Source organism: Xanthocytophaga agilis (assembly GCF_030068605.1).
Taxonomy (GTDB): Bacteria; Bacteroidota; Bacteroidia; order Cytophagales; family 172606-1; genus Xanthocytophaga; species Xanthocytophaga agilis.
Genome location: NZ_JASJOU010000013.1, coordinates 218,128 through 234,447 on the forward strand (window position 1 = coordinate 218,128; position 16,320 = coordinate 234,447).

A 16,320-nucleotide genomic window follows, 5' to 3' on the forward strand; every position below is an offset into this window, starting at 1 on the left:
CTGGTCAATGAGCAGATTGCGTTTTATTCATGGCAATTTTTATTTTGACTGGAGTTCCGATCAATTTTTTGTTTGCGCATAACTCACCGCAAAAACAAAATATGATCGGAATTAACCGCAAAGTTTTTCTTGCTGTGAATAAAACGCAAGAGTAAAGACTTATTGTGTCCTATATCTTTTTCAACTGGGAAGTTGTAGGAACAGTATATTTTTATCTCTCAGAAACCACAAATTACTCTATTTGTCATATCTGTCCCGCCCTGGCGGGAAGTTTCTTTCAGAAGGACAGAATGGGTTGCAGAGTGCTCCTCCTGAAGTTGGCAATCATGAACCAGGCAATTGGCTAGCTAAAAGTTAAAATAACTCAAATTGACTTATTAGATGAACAAACCTTATGCGCTCTTCATTACCTCTGCTAGTACAGGTCGTTTTTTCGATGTGTTTGTATTTTTTCTCTTCTCCTTCTTCCCTTTTCCGAGCCATATAAGTACGCCTGTTACAGGTAAACTTGTGGCAATCAGACAAGCCAGAAAGTACAGACATTTGGTAAATGTCCCAAAGATTTCACCTGTGTGAATTGCCTTAACAGAAGAAAGCAGTTTTTGGCTAAATGATAAATCCGAATAGGGTTTTAAATCCAGCACAGCCCCTGAATATTGATCCAGCACTACTCTGTCAATACCTGAACAGGTGAAAAAGCCATCCTGGTATTTTTGAACAGCATAAGATCCTTCTGCGTCTTTTGGCAACATTATCCTCATATTTCCAGCATAGGAATACAGAGTAGACGTCTGTGAGATAATTCTCTCCAGGCTAAGTGGCTCTTTATATTGAATTTCAGACAAAAAGGTATTCTCTTTGGAAAAAGGTTTAGCATGAAGCAAAGCCTGAGCACCTTCTTTGTACCACTTAAAAGCAAAATAAGGCCCTGTAGTAGCCATAATAGTCACAAACAGGAATGCATAAAATCCTAAGGTCTTATGCAGATCAAAATTGATCCGTTTCCAGCTTGCATCCATTTTAATTTTAAATCCGATTTCCCACGCATGCCATTTTTTCCAGCTGGATACCTTGGCGGGCAACCAGAGAATAAAACCGGTAATCTGTAAGAAAAGCATCAGAATACAGGCTGTTCCGGTAATAGCCCCTCCAATATCTTTATTTTCAATCAGCAGCCATCGATGTAGTTGCAATACTTTAGCAAAGAATTGAACAGAAGGTGTTTTGGCATCTCCCTGAATAATTCCAGAATAGGGATTTACCAGATAGCTTTTAACCTTTTCTTTTTCCCCTTCACCTTTCTTTGGTCCTTTAGAAAGCTTTGTTTTATGTTCTTCTTTCTCTTTTGCTTCCGAGGGTTTGTTATTTTTGGGTATAAGAGTAAAAGTCCAGGCCTGATCAGGCTGCTGAGGTATCTGAATGGTAGTCACCTGCCCCTTCATCTCCCTTTCTACAATACGTTTTAAACTATCTGCTGGTAATGGATTTTTGTCTTCTGAAACTTTCACATAAAACCGATCGTGATCAATCCATTGGGTAATCTCCCGTTGAAAGGCATACAGGGTTCCGCTTATACACATTACTACCAGTACCAAAGCACTTGGTATACCTAACCAGAGGTGGAGATCATTAATAAAGTTGCGAAACGAGTATTTTTTCTTCATTCAGTATTTCAGTTTCTGGCATATTACAGTGGACAAATCTATCCATATTATTTGAATAGAACTACTCCCGATAAATTCCAAAAATAGTTATCAACTAATAAACATGAGTCATCCCGAATTTTGAGTAAAAAGGTGTCATTAAGAAAGTAAGAACAAATGTCACAAAGAGAGCAAAGATGCCTTCAATCGCGAAAGGCAGTGTAGGTGCGTAAGGTGTCCTTTTCCCACGAGGTTGGCCCATGGCCTTGCGGGCAGAAGAATCGGGAAAAGGTGCCCTTTTTGCTCATACACAAATCTGGCTCACCAAACTCTCGTTTGGTGCCCTGTTTTTTGGGCAAGCAAAAAATGAAGAAGACTGTGGAAGAATGATGTTTGGAGAAATAAACTCAAGCCCACATTTTTAAAAATATAGGCTTGGGTTTTACTCATATCTAATATTCGGGATGACTCATGCTACTATCTTTAGAAAGGATATTGTAACCTACTATTTATTCATTGCGCAGACTTTTGACAGGATTTTCCAAAGCCGCTTTGATGCTCTGAAAACTAACCGTCAACAAGGCAATAGTCATAGCCAACACACCAGCCATCACAAATACCCACCAATCCATATCAATCTTATACACAAAATCCTGTAACCATCGGTGCATGGCATACCAGGCTATAGGAGAAGCAATCAGAAAGGCAATTACCACCAGTTTCAGAAAATCTTTCGATAATAACGCAACCAGACTGCTTATCGTAGCGCCCAGCACCTTACGGATTCCCATCTCTTTGGTACGTTGAGTGACTACAAATGACACTAAACCAAATAATCCCAAACAGCCTATAAAAATACCCACACAAGCAAATAGAATCAGGAAATTAGAAAATTTGCGTTCATTGTCATACAAGGCACGTAAGTCGTCATCCAGAAATTTGGGTTCGTAATAATCGTTAGGAAACAAAGTCTGCCAGTGGGTACGAATATGTTGTAACGCAGCTTGCTTTTGAGCAGGATCAATACGAATACTTGCTGTTTTGAAGTTCCAGGAAGCATAAAAATAGGCATGTGCCTGTAAGTTGCTCCGCAGATCTTCCGAATGATAATCTTTCACGACACCTACAACAGTTGCTTTCATTCCCCAAAATTCCAGTCGTTCTCCCAGCACTTTCTCCATATTCTGAAATCCCATGTCATGCGCTGCCTTTTCATTAATTACAATCGGAATAGACGAAGTATGGCCCTGAGCAGTATCTGTTGCGGTAATGGAACGACCTGCTGCCAGTGAAATTTTAAAGAACCGGAAGTAGCTGGTATCTATATGCTGTAATCGAAAAGTCTCTTCACCATTTGGAAGGCCAGAGTATAATACATTGCCCCACCAATGATCCCGATGACTGGCTGGAGTGGTCAACCCAAAAGTAACATCTTTGATTTCCGGATGCCCTAACAACTGATGACGAAAACGTTCCCGAATCACACCATCCCTACGATCTGGCATTCGAACTGTAATGATAGCTCTCTTATCAAAGCCCAAATCTTTCTGATAAAAGTATTGCACCTGTTTTATCCCAAAAAACATACAAATCACCAACACCTGAGCAATAACAAACTGAGTTACTACTAATGACTCCCGCAAGGAAAAACGCTGTCTGTTAATAATTACGAACTGACTCTTCAATACTTTGATTGGCTCAAACCCAGACAACAGCAGTGCCGGATAAAATCCTGACAAAAAGGTTATCACAATGCCACCACCCAATAAAAACAACAGCGTACTGATATTCCAGACAGGAGCTAATGCTACTTTGGTATTTAGCAACAGATCCGCATACTGTACCAGTTGTGAAGCAATCAAACTTCCCAGAATCAAAGCAGCAAATACCAGCAAAAAAGTTTCTCCAAAAAACTGCATAATAATATGCATCCTGCTGCTTCCAAGTACCTTACGAATACCGATTTCACGACTTCGCTGCACTGCCTGTACTGTAGCCAGATTAATAAAATTAATACAGGCTATTATCACCAAAAAACCAGCAATACTACTCAATGTATATAGAGTCCACTTAGGCATAGCATAGTTAAACGGATCATTGGTTGTATCAAAGTGCATTTGACTGAGTGGCTGTAATTCGTATGAAGCAACGTCTGACTCTTCATGATGTTTTTGAATTAATTTTGTAAGCTCTCTGGCAATCGCTTCTGAAGAAGTTCCGGCCTTCAACAAGACAAAGCCCTGATTCATAGAATCTCCTCCACCCCAATAATCATCATTCTTAAATTCAGGCTGAAGCTGTTTTAATGTTTCTCTGGAAACAATCATCTGCATTGGGAACCCCGTTTGTACAGGCATTTTGTGAATAACTCCTGTAACTATCAGGTCTACAGCATTCTCATATCGAATCACTTTGCCCATAGCATCCCCATTAAATAACCGTTGGGCTGTTTCATCATCGATTACTACCTGCCCGGGAGCATTCAGTGACTGGCCAGGAGAACCTTTCAGCCAGGTTATATCCAGCATCTCCAGCAATTCTGGCGGGGCAAAAAATGTATTTTTCTGCTGATATACCTGATTATTTACTTTAATCGTAGTAGCTTCCATTCCATAGAGATTAGCAGCCTTCTCTACACCAGGCAAGTGCTCCTGCAAGGTTTTGATCACTCCCTGTGGCGTATGTGATTGTCGCTCTCCAAACTTATCCGTAGACCGAATGTGATAAATGCGATCGACATTTGTATGAAACCTGTCAAAACTATACTCAAACCGCACAATCCAGAACAATACAATAGCAACGCCCAATCCAAGACTTAGACCTATCAGATTGATGGTGGAATATAGTCTGCTCTTTTGCAGATTCCGAAAAGCCACTTTAAAATAATTTCGTATCATATCCGGAGAAAATAAAGGTGAAGAAAAACGATCTTGCTTATGTTTAATGGCAAATGGACGAATAAATCCCAGTACATCACGCCAATAATTCAGATGTGCATTGAACAAACCTTTCTTTTCAAGCTGGTAATAAAACTCTTCGTGCAAGTCCCCCTGAATATCTTCCAGTTTATCAGGTGAGCAAAACCACTCCAGAAATCTATCTGCCCATACAGGCGGAGAGGGACTCATTCTGAAAAACCTTTTCATATACTGGTAGCAGGTTTAAATGAATCTGGTAGTAGATTCCACAGATGGTTACGTACAGAATGAATATCCTGTAATGTCTGACGGCCATAAGCAGTAACTACAAACAAGCGTTTCCGTCTTCCTCCCCGTTCTGCTGTAGCCTCTCCCATTTCTGAAGATACCATACCCTTTTCCTCCAATCGATGAAGGGCAGCATGTACCTGATTTAGCCGCACTGAACGACCTGTTTGTTCCACAATTTCATGTGTAATACTTACTCCATAGGCAGTTGCATCCAGTAAGGCTACTGTAAGAAGTACTAGCTCTTCAAATTCTCCTAGATAGGTTCTTTTCATGATTAGTTCCGGAATTTTCTATTTGTTCCATTTTTGCTGATCAAATCCTTTGCCAATTCTATAAAACCCCACCAGAGCGCTTCAAAGTAGTTTTCTGGAAAAATGGCCCAGTAGAGATGTTCTAAAACGGACACATCATGTACTAAAACGAACACTGATAGACAAGAGCAAAAAAAACGCAGAGCATGAAAGCACAGTGGACAAACATCATAATTGAATCCCACTTCACTTTGATAATACAGGAAATCTTACAAGATCTATGAGTGGCTATTATCAGTATGTTAAAAAAAATTTACGCATATGTTATGAAATTCCAGTTGAAGTAATTTATATTTGCATATAATCTCTATAAAGTTAATAGACTATGAAAACGAATACTATAAATTTATTTTTTCATTTTTTGTCTGGCTACCGATGTTGTTGCTAACTACTAAGCAGACTCTAATACTGCTTATCCCAAGAATTATTAAGTACAACATTAATTAGTATCTATCCTTAAAAGAACACTATCATGGCCATTCAATATCCCAAATTTACTTTAGGAGAAACTCTTACTGCTCAACAAATTGAGTTCTTCAATACCAATGGATTTATTCATTTCAAGAACTTTATCAAACCTGAAACAGTCCAGACCATTACAGATGCCTCACTTGAGGTTCAAAAACGCTGGCTGGAACAGGACATAAAAAAAATAAATGGTGTACCCATTAAATATGGGAAAGATCTTAACGGAGATACTATTGTACAGCGTTTTGCTTTTATCAATCAGCATCATCCTGTCTTGGGAGAATTTCTGGAAGATCCCCGTTTCACCACCTTACTAAATCTGATTGGCCCAGGAGCTCGTTTGGGAAAAACAGAAAAAGATGGAATGGTTTTCAATCATTATGTAAATGGCCCGGAAAGCAAGTTTAGTCAAATGGGCTGGCATGTAGATGGTCTGAGAGATATCTTTCATGGTGGCAAGCTGAACCCTATGCTCAATGTGGGTATTCATCTTAGTAACTTAAAGCCCGAAAATGGAGGATTGAGACTTATTCCGGGTACACATAAACAAGGCTTATATCAATTATTGTTCCGCAAAAAACACTTCCTGGATCACAAACCAGATGCAGAAGAAGTAGCAGTTCTGCCAGAAGCAGGCGATCTTACTGTACATGATGGACGTTTGTGGCACAGAGTAGAGAAATCCTCTGTTGTAGGAGAATCAAGCAGACGGAGAGTTATTTATGTGCCCATTATAGCAGGGAAATATGAGCCTAAAAACGAAAACAGTCCTACTGCGTTTTATCAGCGATTTGCAGGAGTTGTCAAATAAATAAGAAAACCTCATCCATTTCAAATAACTATTTGTTATTTGAAATGGATGAGGTTTCTACTTAAATCCTTACCAGTTTATCTACTCAGATGAGAAGTTCTTTCGGATACCCAATTTTTTCATTCTTGCTTCCAATGTAGTCGGTTTTAGTCCCAAACGTTGGGCAGCCCCAAATCGACCCCGAATACGACCTCCGGTTTCTTCTAATATTTTCAAAATGTGTTGTCGTTGATTTTCCAGAAACCCATCTTCTATATCTGTAAGGTTAGCTGATTCCTGTGGCAAATATACAGGAAGTGAACGAGGGATATCTTTTTGAGTAGCCATACTGGCTGATTGAGTAGCCATACTGGCTGAAGCTGTAAATGCAGGTACTATATCTAGTTGAGGACCTGAAGCTAGGATAACAGCCTGTTCTATTACATGTTCCAGTTCCCGGATATTACCTGGCCAGGAATGATGCAGCAGAAAATCCATCATTTGAGGAGTCACACCTTCAATGCCTTTCCCTATCTTACGACTATACTTCTCAATAAAAGATCTTACCAATAAAGGTATATCTTCACGTCTTTCACGCAAAGGAGGCAATACGAAAGGAAAAGTGCTGATTCGATAATACAAATCCATCCGAAACTTATCAAGAATAGCTTCCTGATACAGATTGCGGTTAGTAGCCGCAATGACTCTTATATCCAGTTGAATAGTCTGCTTCCCTCCTACCCGTTCAATTTCATACTCCTGCAATACCCGTAATAGTTTGGATTGCAATTCCAAAGGAAGCTCACCTATCTCATCCAGAAAGATTGTTCCCCCATTGGCTAATTCGAATTTACCAATACGTCGTTCTGTAGCTCCGGTAAAGGCTCCTTTTTCGTGTCCGAATAGTTCCGACTCAATCAATTGAGCAGGTAGAGCTGCACAGTTAACTTTAATTAATGGTCGATTTTTACGATTGGACATATTATGAATTGCCCGGGCAATCAATTCTTTACCAGTTCCAGTCTCTCCCTGTAACAATACTGTTGAATCCGTTGGGGCAACTCTATGTACATTCTCCAGTACTTTTTTAATAGCAGGCGAACGGCCTATGATTTCCGAAAAAGCTTGTTCCTGATTAAGTTCCTGAATCAACAAGGTATTCTCTCTTCGCAATTTTATTTCCAATACCTCTTTCTGCTCAAATGTCAATAGCCGTCCAATCTGATGCGTAATCTGTTTAGCTAGCTCTATCAGAATCCGGAGATCTTTACTAAAAAACGAATTCTCTTTTTTGCTACAAACAATCAATGTAGCAAAGGCATCATTAGGCAAAGCAATCGGGACGAACAAGGCTTCTTTCACTCCCATTACGGTAGCAAACCGATTCGAGACAATCAGCTTCCGACTTAATTCACTATACTCTTCTGCTGTAAAAATATGTGGTTTGGAATAAATGTCCAGTTGAGCAAGAGCAGATTGACGATAGGTTTCCAGATCCAACCCAAGCATTTCCAGCATTTCTTCCCGACTAATCAGTGTAAAGCCTCCATTTTGCCGCATCGCATTATATCCACTTAATACAAAACCTGTTTTGGGAGAAAACGCAGGAATAGTTAGCAGATCACAGTTAATCATATTGTTGATGGCCGCAGTAATAGTCAGAAACATTTGTCCATAATCTTTTTCCGATGTTAAGGCATTCATTACCACCAACTGCATGGATTTCTCACGAAGCTGTTTCTCCAGAATCTCGCAATGCAAGGTGTGTTCCACGGCCAATGCCAGTCCCTCACTGTGCTGTTCAAGCCAAGCTGTAGTTTCTGCAATAGGTGCAACCTGATTAAATGACAGAATTATAGCTCCCAGTAACTTGCCTTTGGTAAACATGGGTACTGCTACCCGTATAGATCCATCTGGCAATTCAATCGATATCTTGACCTGTTCTGTAAATACACGGTTTTCAATTAGCTGGTTCTGAGCAAAAGTCAGCTTTCCGCCAGGCTTTGTCTTTTCTATATATAAATGCTTATTCTCTTCTCTGGGAAGTGCCAGATGCATATGGACAAAACCCAATTCGGATTGAAACTTATACAGATAATCTACCACTTCAGGCAATTTCTGCAGTTTAATCATGTCCATTAGGAAAGAATGTGAGCTCTCTTGCAATGCCATTATTCAATCAATATATAAGCTTGTACAAATAAACTCCAAAATCAGTAGAGCATTAAAACACTACAAATGTATACTATTGGAGAATAACTCCAATACTATTGGAGTTATTCTCCAATAGTATCATCATTCAACAAATCACCGAACAATCATACAAACTAACAAATACCTGACAATCAAGATATTAACTACGTAAAAGCAAAACATCTCTGTATTTCTCCAAAATGGCACAGAAATGGGCTCTTATAAGACAAATATCTTCAATATATAATCATGAATTCTCTTACTATAGATACTGATGTTTCTTCCAGAGTCTGGTTTATTACAGGGTGTCTGGGTGGCATTGGACGCTATCTGGCTGAAGCAGTACTAGCTCAGGGCAATAAAGCTGTTATCACAGCTAAAAACCCTGCAAAGTTCTACTCTTTACAGGAACAATATCCGGAACATGCACTAGTCATGCAGTTGGATGTTTCAGAATTTCACCGTATCCCAGAAACTGTAAACAAAGCGATAGACCGTTTTGGAAAAATAGATGTATTGGTTAACAATGCCGGCTATGGCTTACAAGGAGCCGTAGAAGAACTGACTATGGATCAAATAAAACAGCAGTTCAATACCAACTTTTTTGGGATGCTGGAAGTAACAAAAGCCATATTACCCTATATGCGTGAAGCTCGCCAGGGTCATATTCTAACCATTAATTCACTGGCAGGTGGGCTTACGGCTCAACCTAAACTGGGAGCTTATCACGCTACCAAGTTTGCGATTGAAGGATTATCGGAGTCGCTAGCCCAAGAAGTAAAATCTCTTGGTATCAAAGTAACTGTGGTAGAAATGGGGGTTCAACGTACTGACTGGTGGGGAAGTACACTGATCCGGACGGAGAATGTGATCGATGAATATACGCAGGCAGGAAATTTTTCCAACGGAGCATCAGATCTAACCAATACCCGCACATTAAATGATCCGCAAGCTACTGCAGAAGCAATCCTGCAGGTAGCCAATCAACCAGATGCACCATTGCATCTTATTATCGGACATGATGCTATACAATCGATCCGCCAAAAAATAAACCTGATTCAACAGGAAATGCATGCATGGGAATGGATCTCAGATGCTATCCTTTCAGAAGAAAATTCAGACGTTTAGAAACAACTGATTATCTACAAAGCAAGCTCTTGTGTTTTGATAATCCCAATCGATATAAGAGATCCAAGCAGATACTTGTTTTTATCGTCTTGTTTATATACAGTTTTCTTAATCAAACCAACTAAACTCAAAAAACAGGAAGTAATATGTATTCCTGTAATGTATTACAATTATGTGGATTGTACGATTAGCCCTGACCCGAGCCTATACCATTGCTGTAATGGCTCTTCTGATCTTAATCATGGGTATCGTTTCCATCGTTCAGATGCCAACGGATATCTTCCCCAGAATAAACATTCCGGTGATAACCGTTATCTGGACGTATCGGGGGTTATCTACCGATGAGATGGAAAAAATGATTACCAACTTTAGCGAAACCGCCACTACAAACAACGTAGGTAACATACGACAGATGGAATCGCAAACGCACAATGGTATTGCCGTTATCAAAATTTTCTTCCAGCCCGACGTTCGGATTGAAGAAGCATTGGCGCAGGTGACTTCCATTGCCCAGACTATTCGGGTACGGATGCCCCCAGGAACTCAGCCTCCGCTGATTGTGCGTTACAATGCTACGGAAGTGCCCATATTGCAACTAGGTCTTTCCTCTGATAGCCTTACAGAATCACAGGTAACTGACTATGCCCAAACACGGATACGTCCTCAGATTGCAACCGTGCAGGGCTCACGGATGTCATTGCCTTTTGGTGGAAAAACCCGTCAGATTATGGTAGATCTTGATCCGGAGAAGTTATTGGCTCAGGGACTTACTCCTGAAGATGTTGTCAATGCCGTATCAGCACAAAACTTAACTCTTCCCAGTGGACAAGCACGTTTCGGAGATCGGGAATACAATGTTCGTCTGAATACAAAACCTGATGTTCTGTCAACACTCAACGATATTCCTATAAAACAGGTCAATGGTGTAACGCTGCACATGCGGGATGTAGCGAATGTACACGATGGGGCAGCTATACAAACCAACGTAGTAAAACAGGATGGCGTGCGGGGAGCATTGTTTAGTATTGTAAAGATTGGAAATGCCTCAACTACAGCTGTAGTAGATCGCATTCGGAAAGAAATCCTGCCACAGGTACGTGCCGCAGCACCAAAGAACTTAAAAATCACCGAACTATTTGACCAGTCAGTTTTCGTACGTGCCTCTATTCATGGAGTGGTATTAGAAGGGGTAATTGCAGCATTACTGACAGCTGCTATGATTCTGCTCTTCTTAGGAAGCTGGCGAAGTACACTGATTGTTGCTATTTCAATTCCTTTGTCTATTCTCTTCTCGCTCACTGTCTTGTATCTGTTAGGTGAGACATTAAATATCATGACTTTGGGAGGCTTGGCACTGGCAATTGGGATTCTGGTAGATGATGCGACCGTAACCATAGAAAATATTCATAGAAACCAGGAATTAGGCCTTCCTCTGCGAGAGGCCATTCTGCAAGGAGCTCAACAAATTGCCACTCCAACATTGGTAGCGACTCTGACTATCTGTATTGTGTTTGTATCTGTACTGTTTCTGGAAGGCCCTGCACGATTTTTATTCGCTCCAATGGCCATGTCTGTAGTGTTTGCTATGCTAGCATCCTATCTGTTGTCAAGAACATTAGTGCCTATGCTGGCGAATCTAATGCTGGGAGCAGAAGAGCATCATCATACAGAAGGACATGAAGCAAAGCCTAAAAATATCTTTGCTCGTATGCATGCAGGATTCAACAACTCATTTGAACGTTTTCAGTCCCGCTACATGACTATGTTGAGCTGGGCACTGAATAACCGGAAAAAGATGCTTTTCATTTTCCTTATCGTAGTCATTGGTACAGGGGTAATGATTCCTTTTGCCGGACGTGACTTTTTCCCAAGTGTAGATGCAGGTCAGTTTCGACTACATGTACGGGCTCCATCTGGTTCCCGTCTGGAAGAAACCGAACGGATTGCCTCTCAGGTAGAAGCTGTTATCCGAAAAGAAATTCCGTCTGAAGAAATAGAAACGATTATTAACAATATTGGGATGACTAGTGAAGGTTATAACCTGACCTTTACAGATAACTCCTCGCTGGGTACTGCGGATGCGGAATTATTGGTGGCCTTGTCGGAAGAAAAGACAAAATCTACCAGGGATTACATCCGCCACCTGCGTGAAGTATTACACGAACAAATGCCCGAACTGGTTGTGTTCTTCCAGCCTTCAGATATTGTGAGCCAGATTCTGAACTTTGGTTTAACGGCTCCTATTGATATTCAGATCGCTGGTTTTGACAGAGCCAATAACCTGAAAGTAGCACAGGAAATCAAACAACGTGTAGCAAGTATTCCAGGTGCAGTAGATGTTCGGTTACATCAGGTCTTGAACGCACCAGAGTTGTTTGTGAATGTTGATCGTGAACGGGCACATCAGTTGGGTCTTAGTGAACAAAAAATCGCCACCAACATGATGATTTCATTGAGTGGTACTACACAGGTGCAACCAAACTTCTGGGCAGATCCACAGACAGGCTTTCCATACCTGATTGCAGTGCAAACACCACCATTCCGGTTAAATACAATGGATAAATTGTTGCAAACCCCTATGGTACTGACCCAGGATGCCTCAACCCCACAGCTGTTGAGCAACGTGATGAGTATTGAACGCAAAATGGCTCCAATGATCATCAATCGTGTCAACACACAGCCTGTATATGATGTGTATGCCTCTGTGGAGAAGACAGATTTAGGGTCTGTTTCCAGTCAACTGGAAAAAATTGTAGGAGAATATCAATCTCAACTGAAGCCCGGTAACAAGATCATTTTACGTGGACAGGTAGAGAGTATGAACAGTGCATTCTCCCGCTTGGGTATTGGGTTGGTATTTGCAGCAGTACTGGTATACCTGCTTATGGTAGTTAACTTCCAGTCGTTCCGTATCCCATTTATCATTATCACAGCCCTGCCTGGAGCTATGTGTGGTATGGTATGGATGCTGTTCTTAACACAGACACCTTTCAGTATCCCATCTCTTATGGGGGCTATCATGAGTGTGGGGGTAGCCACAGCTAACAGTATCCTGATGGTAAATTTTGCCTCAGATACTTTACTGGAAAGCGACCTTTCTCCATGGCAGGCTTCTTATGAAGCAGGTAAAGCCCGTCTGCGTCCTATTCTAATGACAGCTCTGGCTATGATTATTGGTATGTTACCTATGTCGCTTGGATTGGGTGAAGGTGGCGAACAAAATGCGCCACTGGGACGCGCCGTAATTGGAGGTTTGATCCTTGCCACATTTACAACGCTGTTGTTTGTACCTGTCGTATTTAGCTATCTGGCACCTAAAAAAGTAAAAGAGGCAGTGGCTTAATCCACTGCCTGTCAATACACACGACCATTATACCATAAAAACTATAGTAAAGATGAAATCAAAAATCTTAATCTGGCTAGTTCCAGTTGCCTTAATCCTTCTTTTTCTCTTTGTTGGCGTTCTTCCCCGCGTTCGCAACCGCCAGGAATTAGATGCTTCTGTACAAAAAGAACAAAACCTGGTTGTCCAGGTAAATACAACTACCGCAACCCGTTCTGATTCTATCTCCAGTCTTACTTTACCTGGACAGATTCAACCGCTTCGGGAAACCCAATTGTATGCACGTACTCAGGGCTATCTGAAAAAACGTCTGGTAGATATTGGAAGTCCGGTAAAGAGAGGCCAATTGCTGGCAAGTCTGGATGCACCAGAACTGGACCAGGACATTATCCGTGCACAAACAGATCTGCGGCTGGCAAAAACCAATCTGGAACGTGTAGAAAGCGTTACATTACCTGGAGCTGTATCCAAACAGGACATAGACAATCGTCAGGCACTGTATGATATGAACCAGGCAAATCTGCGCCGCATTGAAGTATTAAAAAGTCTTCAGGAAATACGTGCACCTTTTAATGGCATTGTAACTGCACGTACTACAGAACAAGGTGCACTAATTACAGCAGGAAATAGCACTCCTTTATTTACAGTTTCTCAGTTAGATACCTTACGTGTATATACGGATGTACCACAGTCCTATTATAAATATATTCAGTTAGGACAAGCTGTAGAAGTTCGTGTACCGGAACTGTCAGGTAAAACATTCAAAGGAAAAGTAGTAAGAACTTCTGAAGCACTGCGTTCTCAATCTCGTACTCTGTTAACAGAAGTACTTATTCCTAATCCGGGTCGTGAACTGGTATCGGGTTTGTACGGACAAGTAAACTTCCAGTTAAAGCAATCTCTGCCTCCGGTTATAGTCCCTGCCAATGCTCTCTGGATGACATCTACAGGTCCACAGGTAATGGTTGTAAAAGCTGACAACACACTACATGTTCAACCTGTTGAAATTGCCCGTGATTTTGGTTCTACTGTTGAGATAGGAACGGGCCTTCAAGGTGGTGAACATCTGGTAATCAATCCATCTGACAACCTGCGTGAAGGACAGCGTGTAGTATCTAAAACCGCATCTGCTCCTGCTAATTCGACCAAATAACCATTTGAAAACAAGGAATTTGCTTTATATGAAAGTATTCACCAACTACCTGACAGGGCTTGTTGCCTTAATCATAAGCCTGTCAGGTATGGCTCAGTCAACAACAGCGGTTACTGAGTCTGATAAAATACAGCCGTCTACACAGCAAAAAGATCCTGTGCCTGCTACCAATCAGTGGTGGCAGCTTTTTCAGGACCCTTTGCTGGACTCACTGATTCAGGTTGGTATTGCCAACAACTTAGAGATTAAGTCTGTAATGAATCGTCTGGAGGAATCACGTACCCGTATCAAACTGGCAGAATCCTATCGGGTTCCCTCTGTACGATTTGATCCCTACGCGTCTACTCAAAACCTTGCACCAAATCGTCCATTGGCCTTACAGGTACAGGATCAACAGGTCAAACGCTTCATTATGAATACATTTCAGCTTCCAATAGATGTAAGCTATGAAGTAGATATCTGGCAACGTTACAGAAAACAGATACAGGTAAACCAGATATTAAGCCAGGCAACAGAAGCAGAACGTCAGGCTGTACAGCTTACGGTTACTACAGAAATTGCTCGCAGTTATCTGCTTTTGCAAACTACAGATACGGAAAAACGGGTATTGGAACAGGGATTGCGTTTACGGGATTCAACACTACAGGTAGTCAAAGCTCGCTATAAAGCAGGACTTACCACAGAAATGGATGTACAACGTGCACAAACAGAAGTAGCTACCATACAAATACAGTTACAAAGCATTCAGCGCACTCGTTCTGAACTTGAACTTTCGCTGGCAGTCTTAACCGGAGCAGAACCGACTCAGTTAAACGTTCCGGAAAAAACGCTGGCAGAAACATTACCAGTTGTTCCAGCAGCATCAGCTAGTGAATTACCATTACATCGCCCAGACTTGATCCAGTCTGCCTATATGACAACTATTGCGGAAGAACAGGTTCGTATCAACAAAGCAGCTCTACGTCCAAGATTAAATCTGATAGGATCAGCAGGATTAACCTCACGAAAAGTCGATATGCTGCTCAGTTCCAATAGTGCTACCTATATGGTAGGCGGAAGCATTGTAATTCCTATTTATGAAGGTAACCGTAACCGAAACAATGTAGTTCTGGCTCAACAGCAGGTACAAACAGCTACATCAACGTATCAGCAACGTGTATTGACAGCAAAAAAAGAAGTAGAAACAGCCCTGGTTAATCTCCAAATACTTACTCAACAAAATGTAAGTCAGCAACAGGCTCTTGAATCTGCTTTAAAAACACGGAGTTACTCACGTGAATTGTACGTAAAAGGACTTACTACTTTTCTGGATGTTGTAGACTCCGAACGCACTGCATTGGATCTGCAACGTCAGGCAGTTAACCTTCACGGACAGCAAGCACTTTATACAGTTGCTCTTATCAAAGCACTGGGAGGAAGCTGGTAAGTATACCTTATATTTTTTAATTACACAGTCCCTACTGACTATTCAGAGGGACTTTTTTATTTCTCTATTGAATGCAGTAAGCTAACAGGTTATTTTTTGTCGTTATAGATCAGAGGTTACATCTATTTTGAACCACTTTCCATAAAAAAATTCTTCGGGCATGCATCAACTCCCGCTTAATCTGCTTTTCATATTTTCACTATTTAGCGAAACAACAAATAAAATACAGAATAAAATATTTTTTATAACCTTAAATACTTTTCACCTCGGAAAAATCCATATTAACAGCCAAAACTTCAATAATAGGTTTCAATTAAATATCTTATTTACTAAGTCTGTAATAATAAGCTATATAGAAGATAAACTAACAAAAGCTTCTGCACCTGCTTCCTTTCTATTTTTTATACATTAATAGACCATGTAAGGTATTCACATGAATTTGATCTTATTAGCAGAGAGCAACACATCGACCAGTACCTTTCAATTTACTTTCATAGAACTCAAATCACTCTATAAAAGCAAATTACCACAAAAATACTTGTATAAATCTACCCCTATAAGAAGGTTACAGGCATACGTATCCAGCTTAAAACTTATCACATTAATCCTACAGTTTTCCGATACAGGCAGTGTCAAAGCTTCGTAAACATTACATT

9 protein-coding genes are annotated in these 16,320 nt (G+C 40.8%); 5 read left to right on the forward strand and 4 right to left on the reverse strand.

The annotated features are described in order from the left end of the window. Positions 1-392: 392 nt before the first annotated feature. From QNI22_RS29665 to QNI22_RS29675, 3 genes are all read right to left on the reverse strand, one after another. Entirely contained in the window at positions 393-1,664 is a 1,272-nt protein-coding gene (locus QNI22_RS29665; protein ID WP_314516589.1) for a PepSY-associated TM helix domain-containing protein, read from the reverse strand. A 488-nt stretch (positions 1,665-2,152) separates the two neighbouring features. After that, positions 2,153-4,789 carry an ABC transporter permease gene (locus tag QNI22_RS29670; protein ID WP_314516591.1) on the reverse strand — a complete coding sequence of 879 codons (2,637 nt, stop codon included), beginning with the start codon at positions 4,787-4,789 and terminating at the stop codon, positions 2,153-2,155. Next, positions 4,786-5,124, reverse strand: coding sequence for a PadR family transcriptional regulator (locus QNI22_RS29675; protein ID WP_314034713.1), 339 nt, complete (start codon positions 5,122-5,124; stop codon positions 4,786-4,788). The genes QNI22_RS29670 and QNI22_RS29675 overlap by 4 nt, the downstream gene beginning before the upstream one ends. Before the next feature lie 511 nt (positions 5,125-5,635). Between QNI22_RS29675 and QNI22_RS29680 the strand changes: the two genes are divergently transcribed. Continuing rightward, positions 5,636-6,442, forward strand: coding sequence for a phytanoyl-CoA dioxygenase family protein (locus QNI22_RS29680; RefSeq protein WP_313987390.1), 807 nt, complete (start codon positions 5,636-5,638; stop codon positions 6,440-6,442). Positions 6,443-6,523: 81 nt separating this feature from the next. On the opposite strand, the gene QNI22_RS29685 is transcribed toward QNI22_RS29680, so the two are convergent. After that, entirely contained in the window at positions 6,524-8,554 is a 2,031-nt protein-coding gene (locus QNI22_RS29685) for a sigma-54 interaction domain-containing protein (protein WP_314516593.1), read from the reverse strand. Between the two features lie 309 nt (positions 8,555-8,863). Here QNI22_RS29685 and QNI22_RS29690 point away from each other — a divergent pair, with 309 nt between their 5' ends. From QNI22_RS29690 to QNI22_RS29705, 4 genes are all read left to right on the forward strand, one after another. After that, positions 8,864-9,742 (forward strand): oxidoreductase, encoded by an 879-nt coding sequence (locus tag QNI22_RS29690; protein ID WP_314516594.1) that lies wholly within the window; start codon positions 8,864-8,866, stop codon positions 9,740-9,742. A 172-nt stretch (positions 9,743-9,914) separates the two neighbouring features. Beyond that, positions 9,915-13,085 carry an efflux RND transporter permease subunit gene (locus QNI22_RS29695; protein ID WP_314516595.1) on the forward strand — a complete coding sequence of 1,057 codons (3,171 nt, stop codon included), beginning with the start codon at positions 9,915-9,917 and terminating at the stop codon, positions 13,083-13,085. 52 nt (positions 13,086-13,137) lie between these two features. Further along, positions 13,138-14,238 carry an efflux RND transporter periplasmic adaptor subunit gene (locus QNI22_RS29700; protein ID WP_314516597.1) on the forward strand — a complete coding sequence of 367 codons (1,101 nt, stop codon included), beginning with the start codon at positions 13,138-13,140 and terminating at the stop codon, positions 14,236-14,238. Positions 14,239-14,266: 28 nt separating this feature from the next. Continuing rightward, entirely contained in the window at positions 14,267-15,664 is a 1,398-nt protein-coding gene (locus tag QNI22_RS29705; protein ID WP_314516598.1) for an efflux transporter outer membrane subunit, read from the forward strand. Positions 15,665-16,320: the final 656 nt, after the last annotated feature.

Coding starts and splice junctions, on each gene's coding strand:
- QNI22_RS29665 (WP_314516589.1), bottom strand. CDS start 1,664: ATGAAGAAAAAATACTCGTTTCGCAACTTTATTAATGATCTCCACCTC.
- QNI22_RS29670 (WP_314516591.1), bottom strand. CDS start 4,789: ATGAAAAGGTTTTTCAGAATGAGTCCCTCTCCGCCTGTATGGGCAGAT.
- QNI22_RS29675 (WP_314034713.1), bottom strand. CDS start 5,124: ATGAAAAGAACCTATCTAGGAGAATTTGAAGAGCTAGTACTTCTTACA.
- QNI22_RS29680 (WP_313987390.1), top strand. CDS start 5,636: ATGGCCATTCAATATCCCAAATTTACTTTAGGAGAAACTCTTACTGCT.
- QNI22_RS29685 (WP_314516593.1), bottom strand. CDS start 8,554: ATGATTAAACTGCAGAAATTGCCTGAAGTGGTAGATTATCTGTATAAG.
- QNI22_RS29690 (WP_314516594.1), top strand. CDS start 8,864: ATGAATTCTCTTACTATAGATACTGATGTTTCTTCCAGAGTCTGGTTT.
- QNI22_RS29695 (WP_314516595.1), top strand. CDS start 9,915: ATGTGGATTGTACGATTAGCCCTGACCCGAGCCTATACCATTGCTGTA.
- QNI22_RS29700 (WP_314516597.1), top strand. CDS start 13,138: ATGAAATCAAAAATCTTAATCTGGCTAGTTCCAGTTGCCTTAATCCTT.
- QNI22_RS29705 (WP_314516598.1), top strand. CDS start 14,267: ATGAAAGTATTCACCAACTACCTGACAGGGCTTGTTGCCTTAATCATA.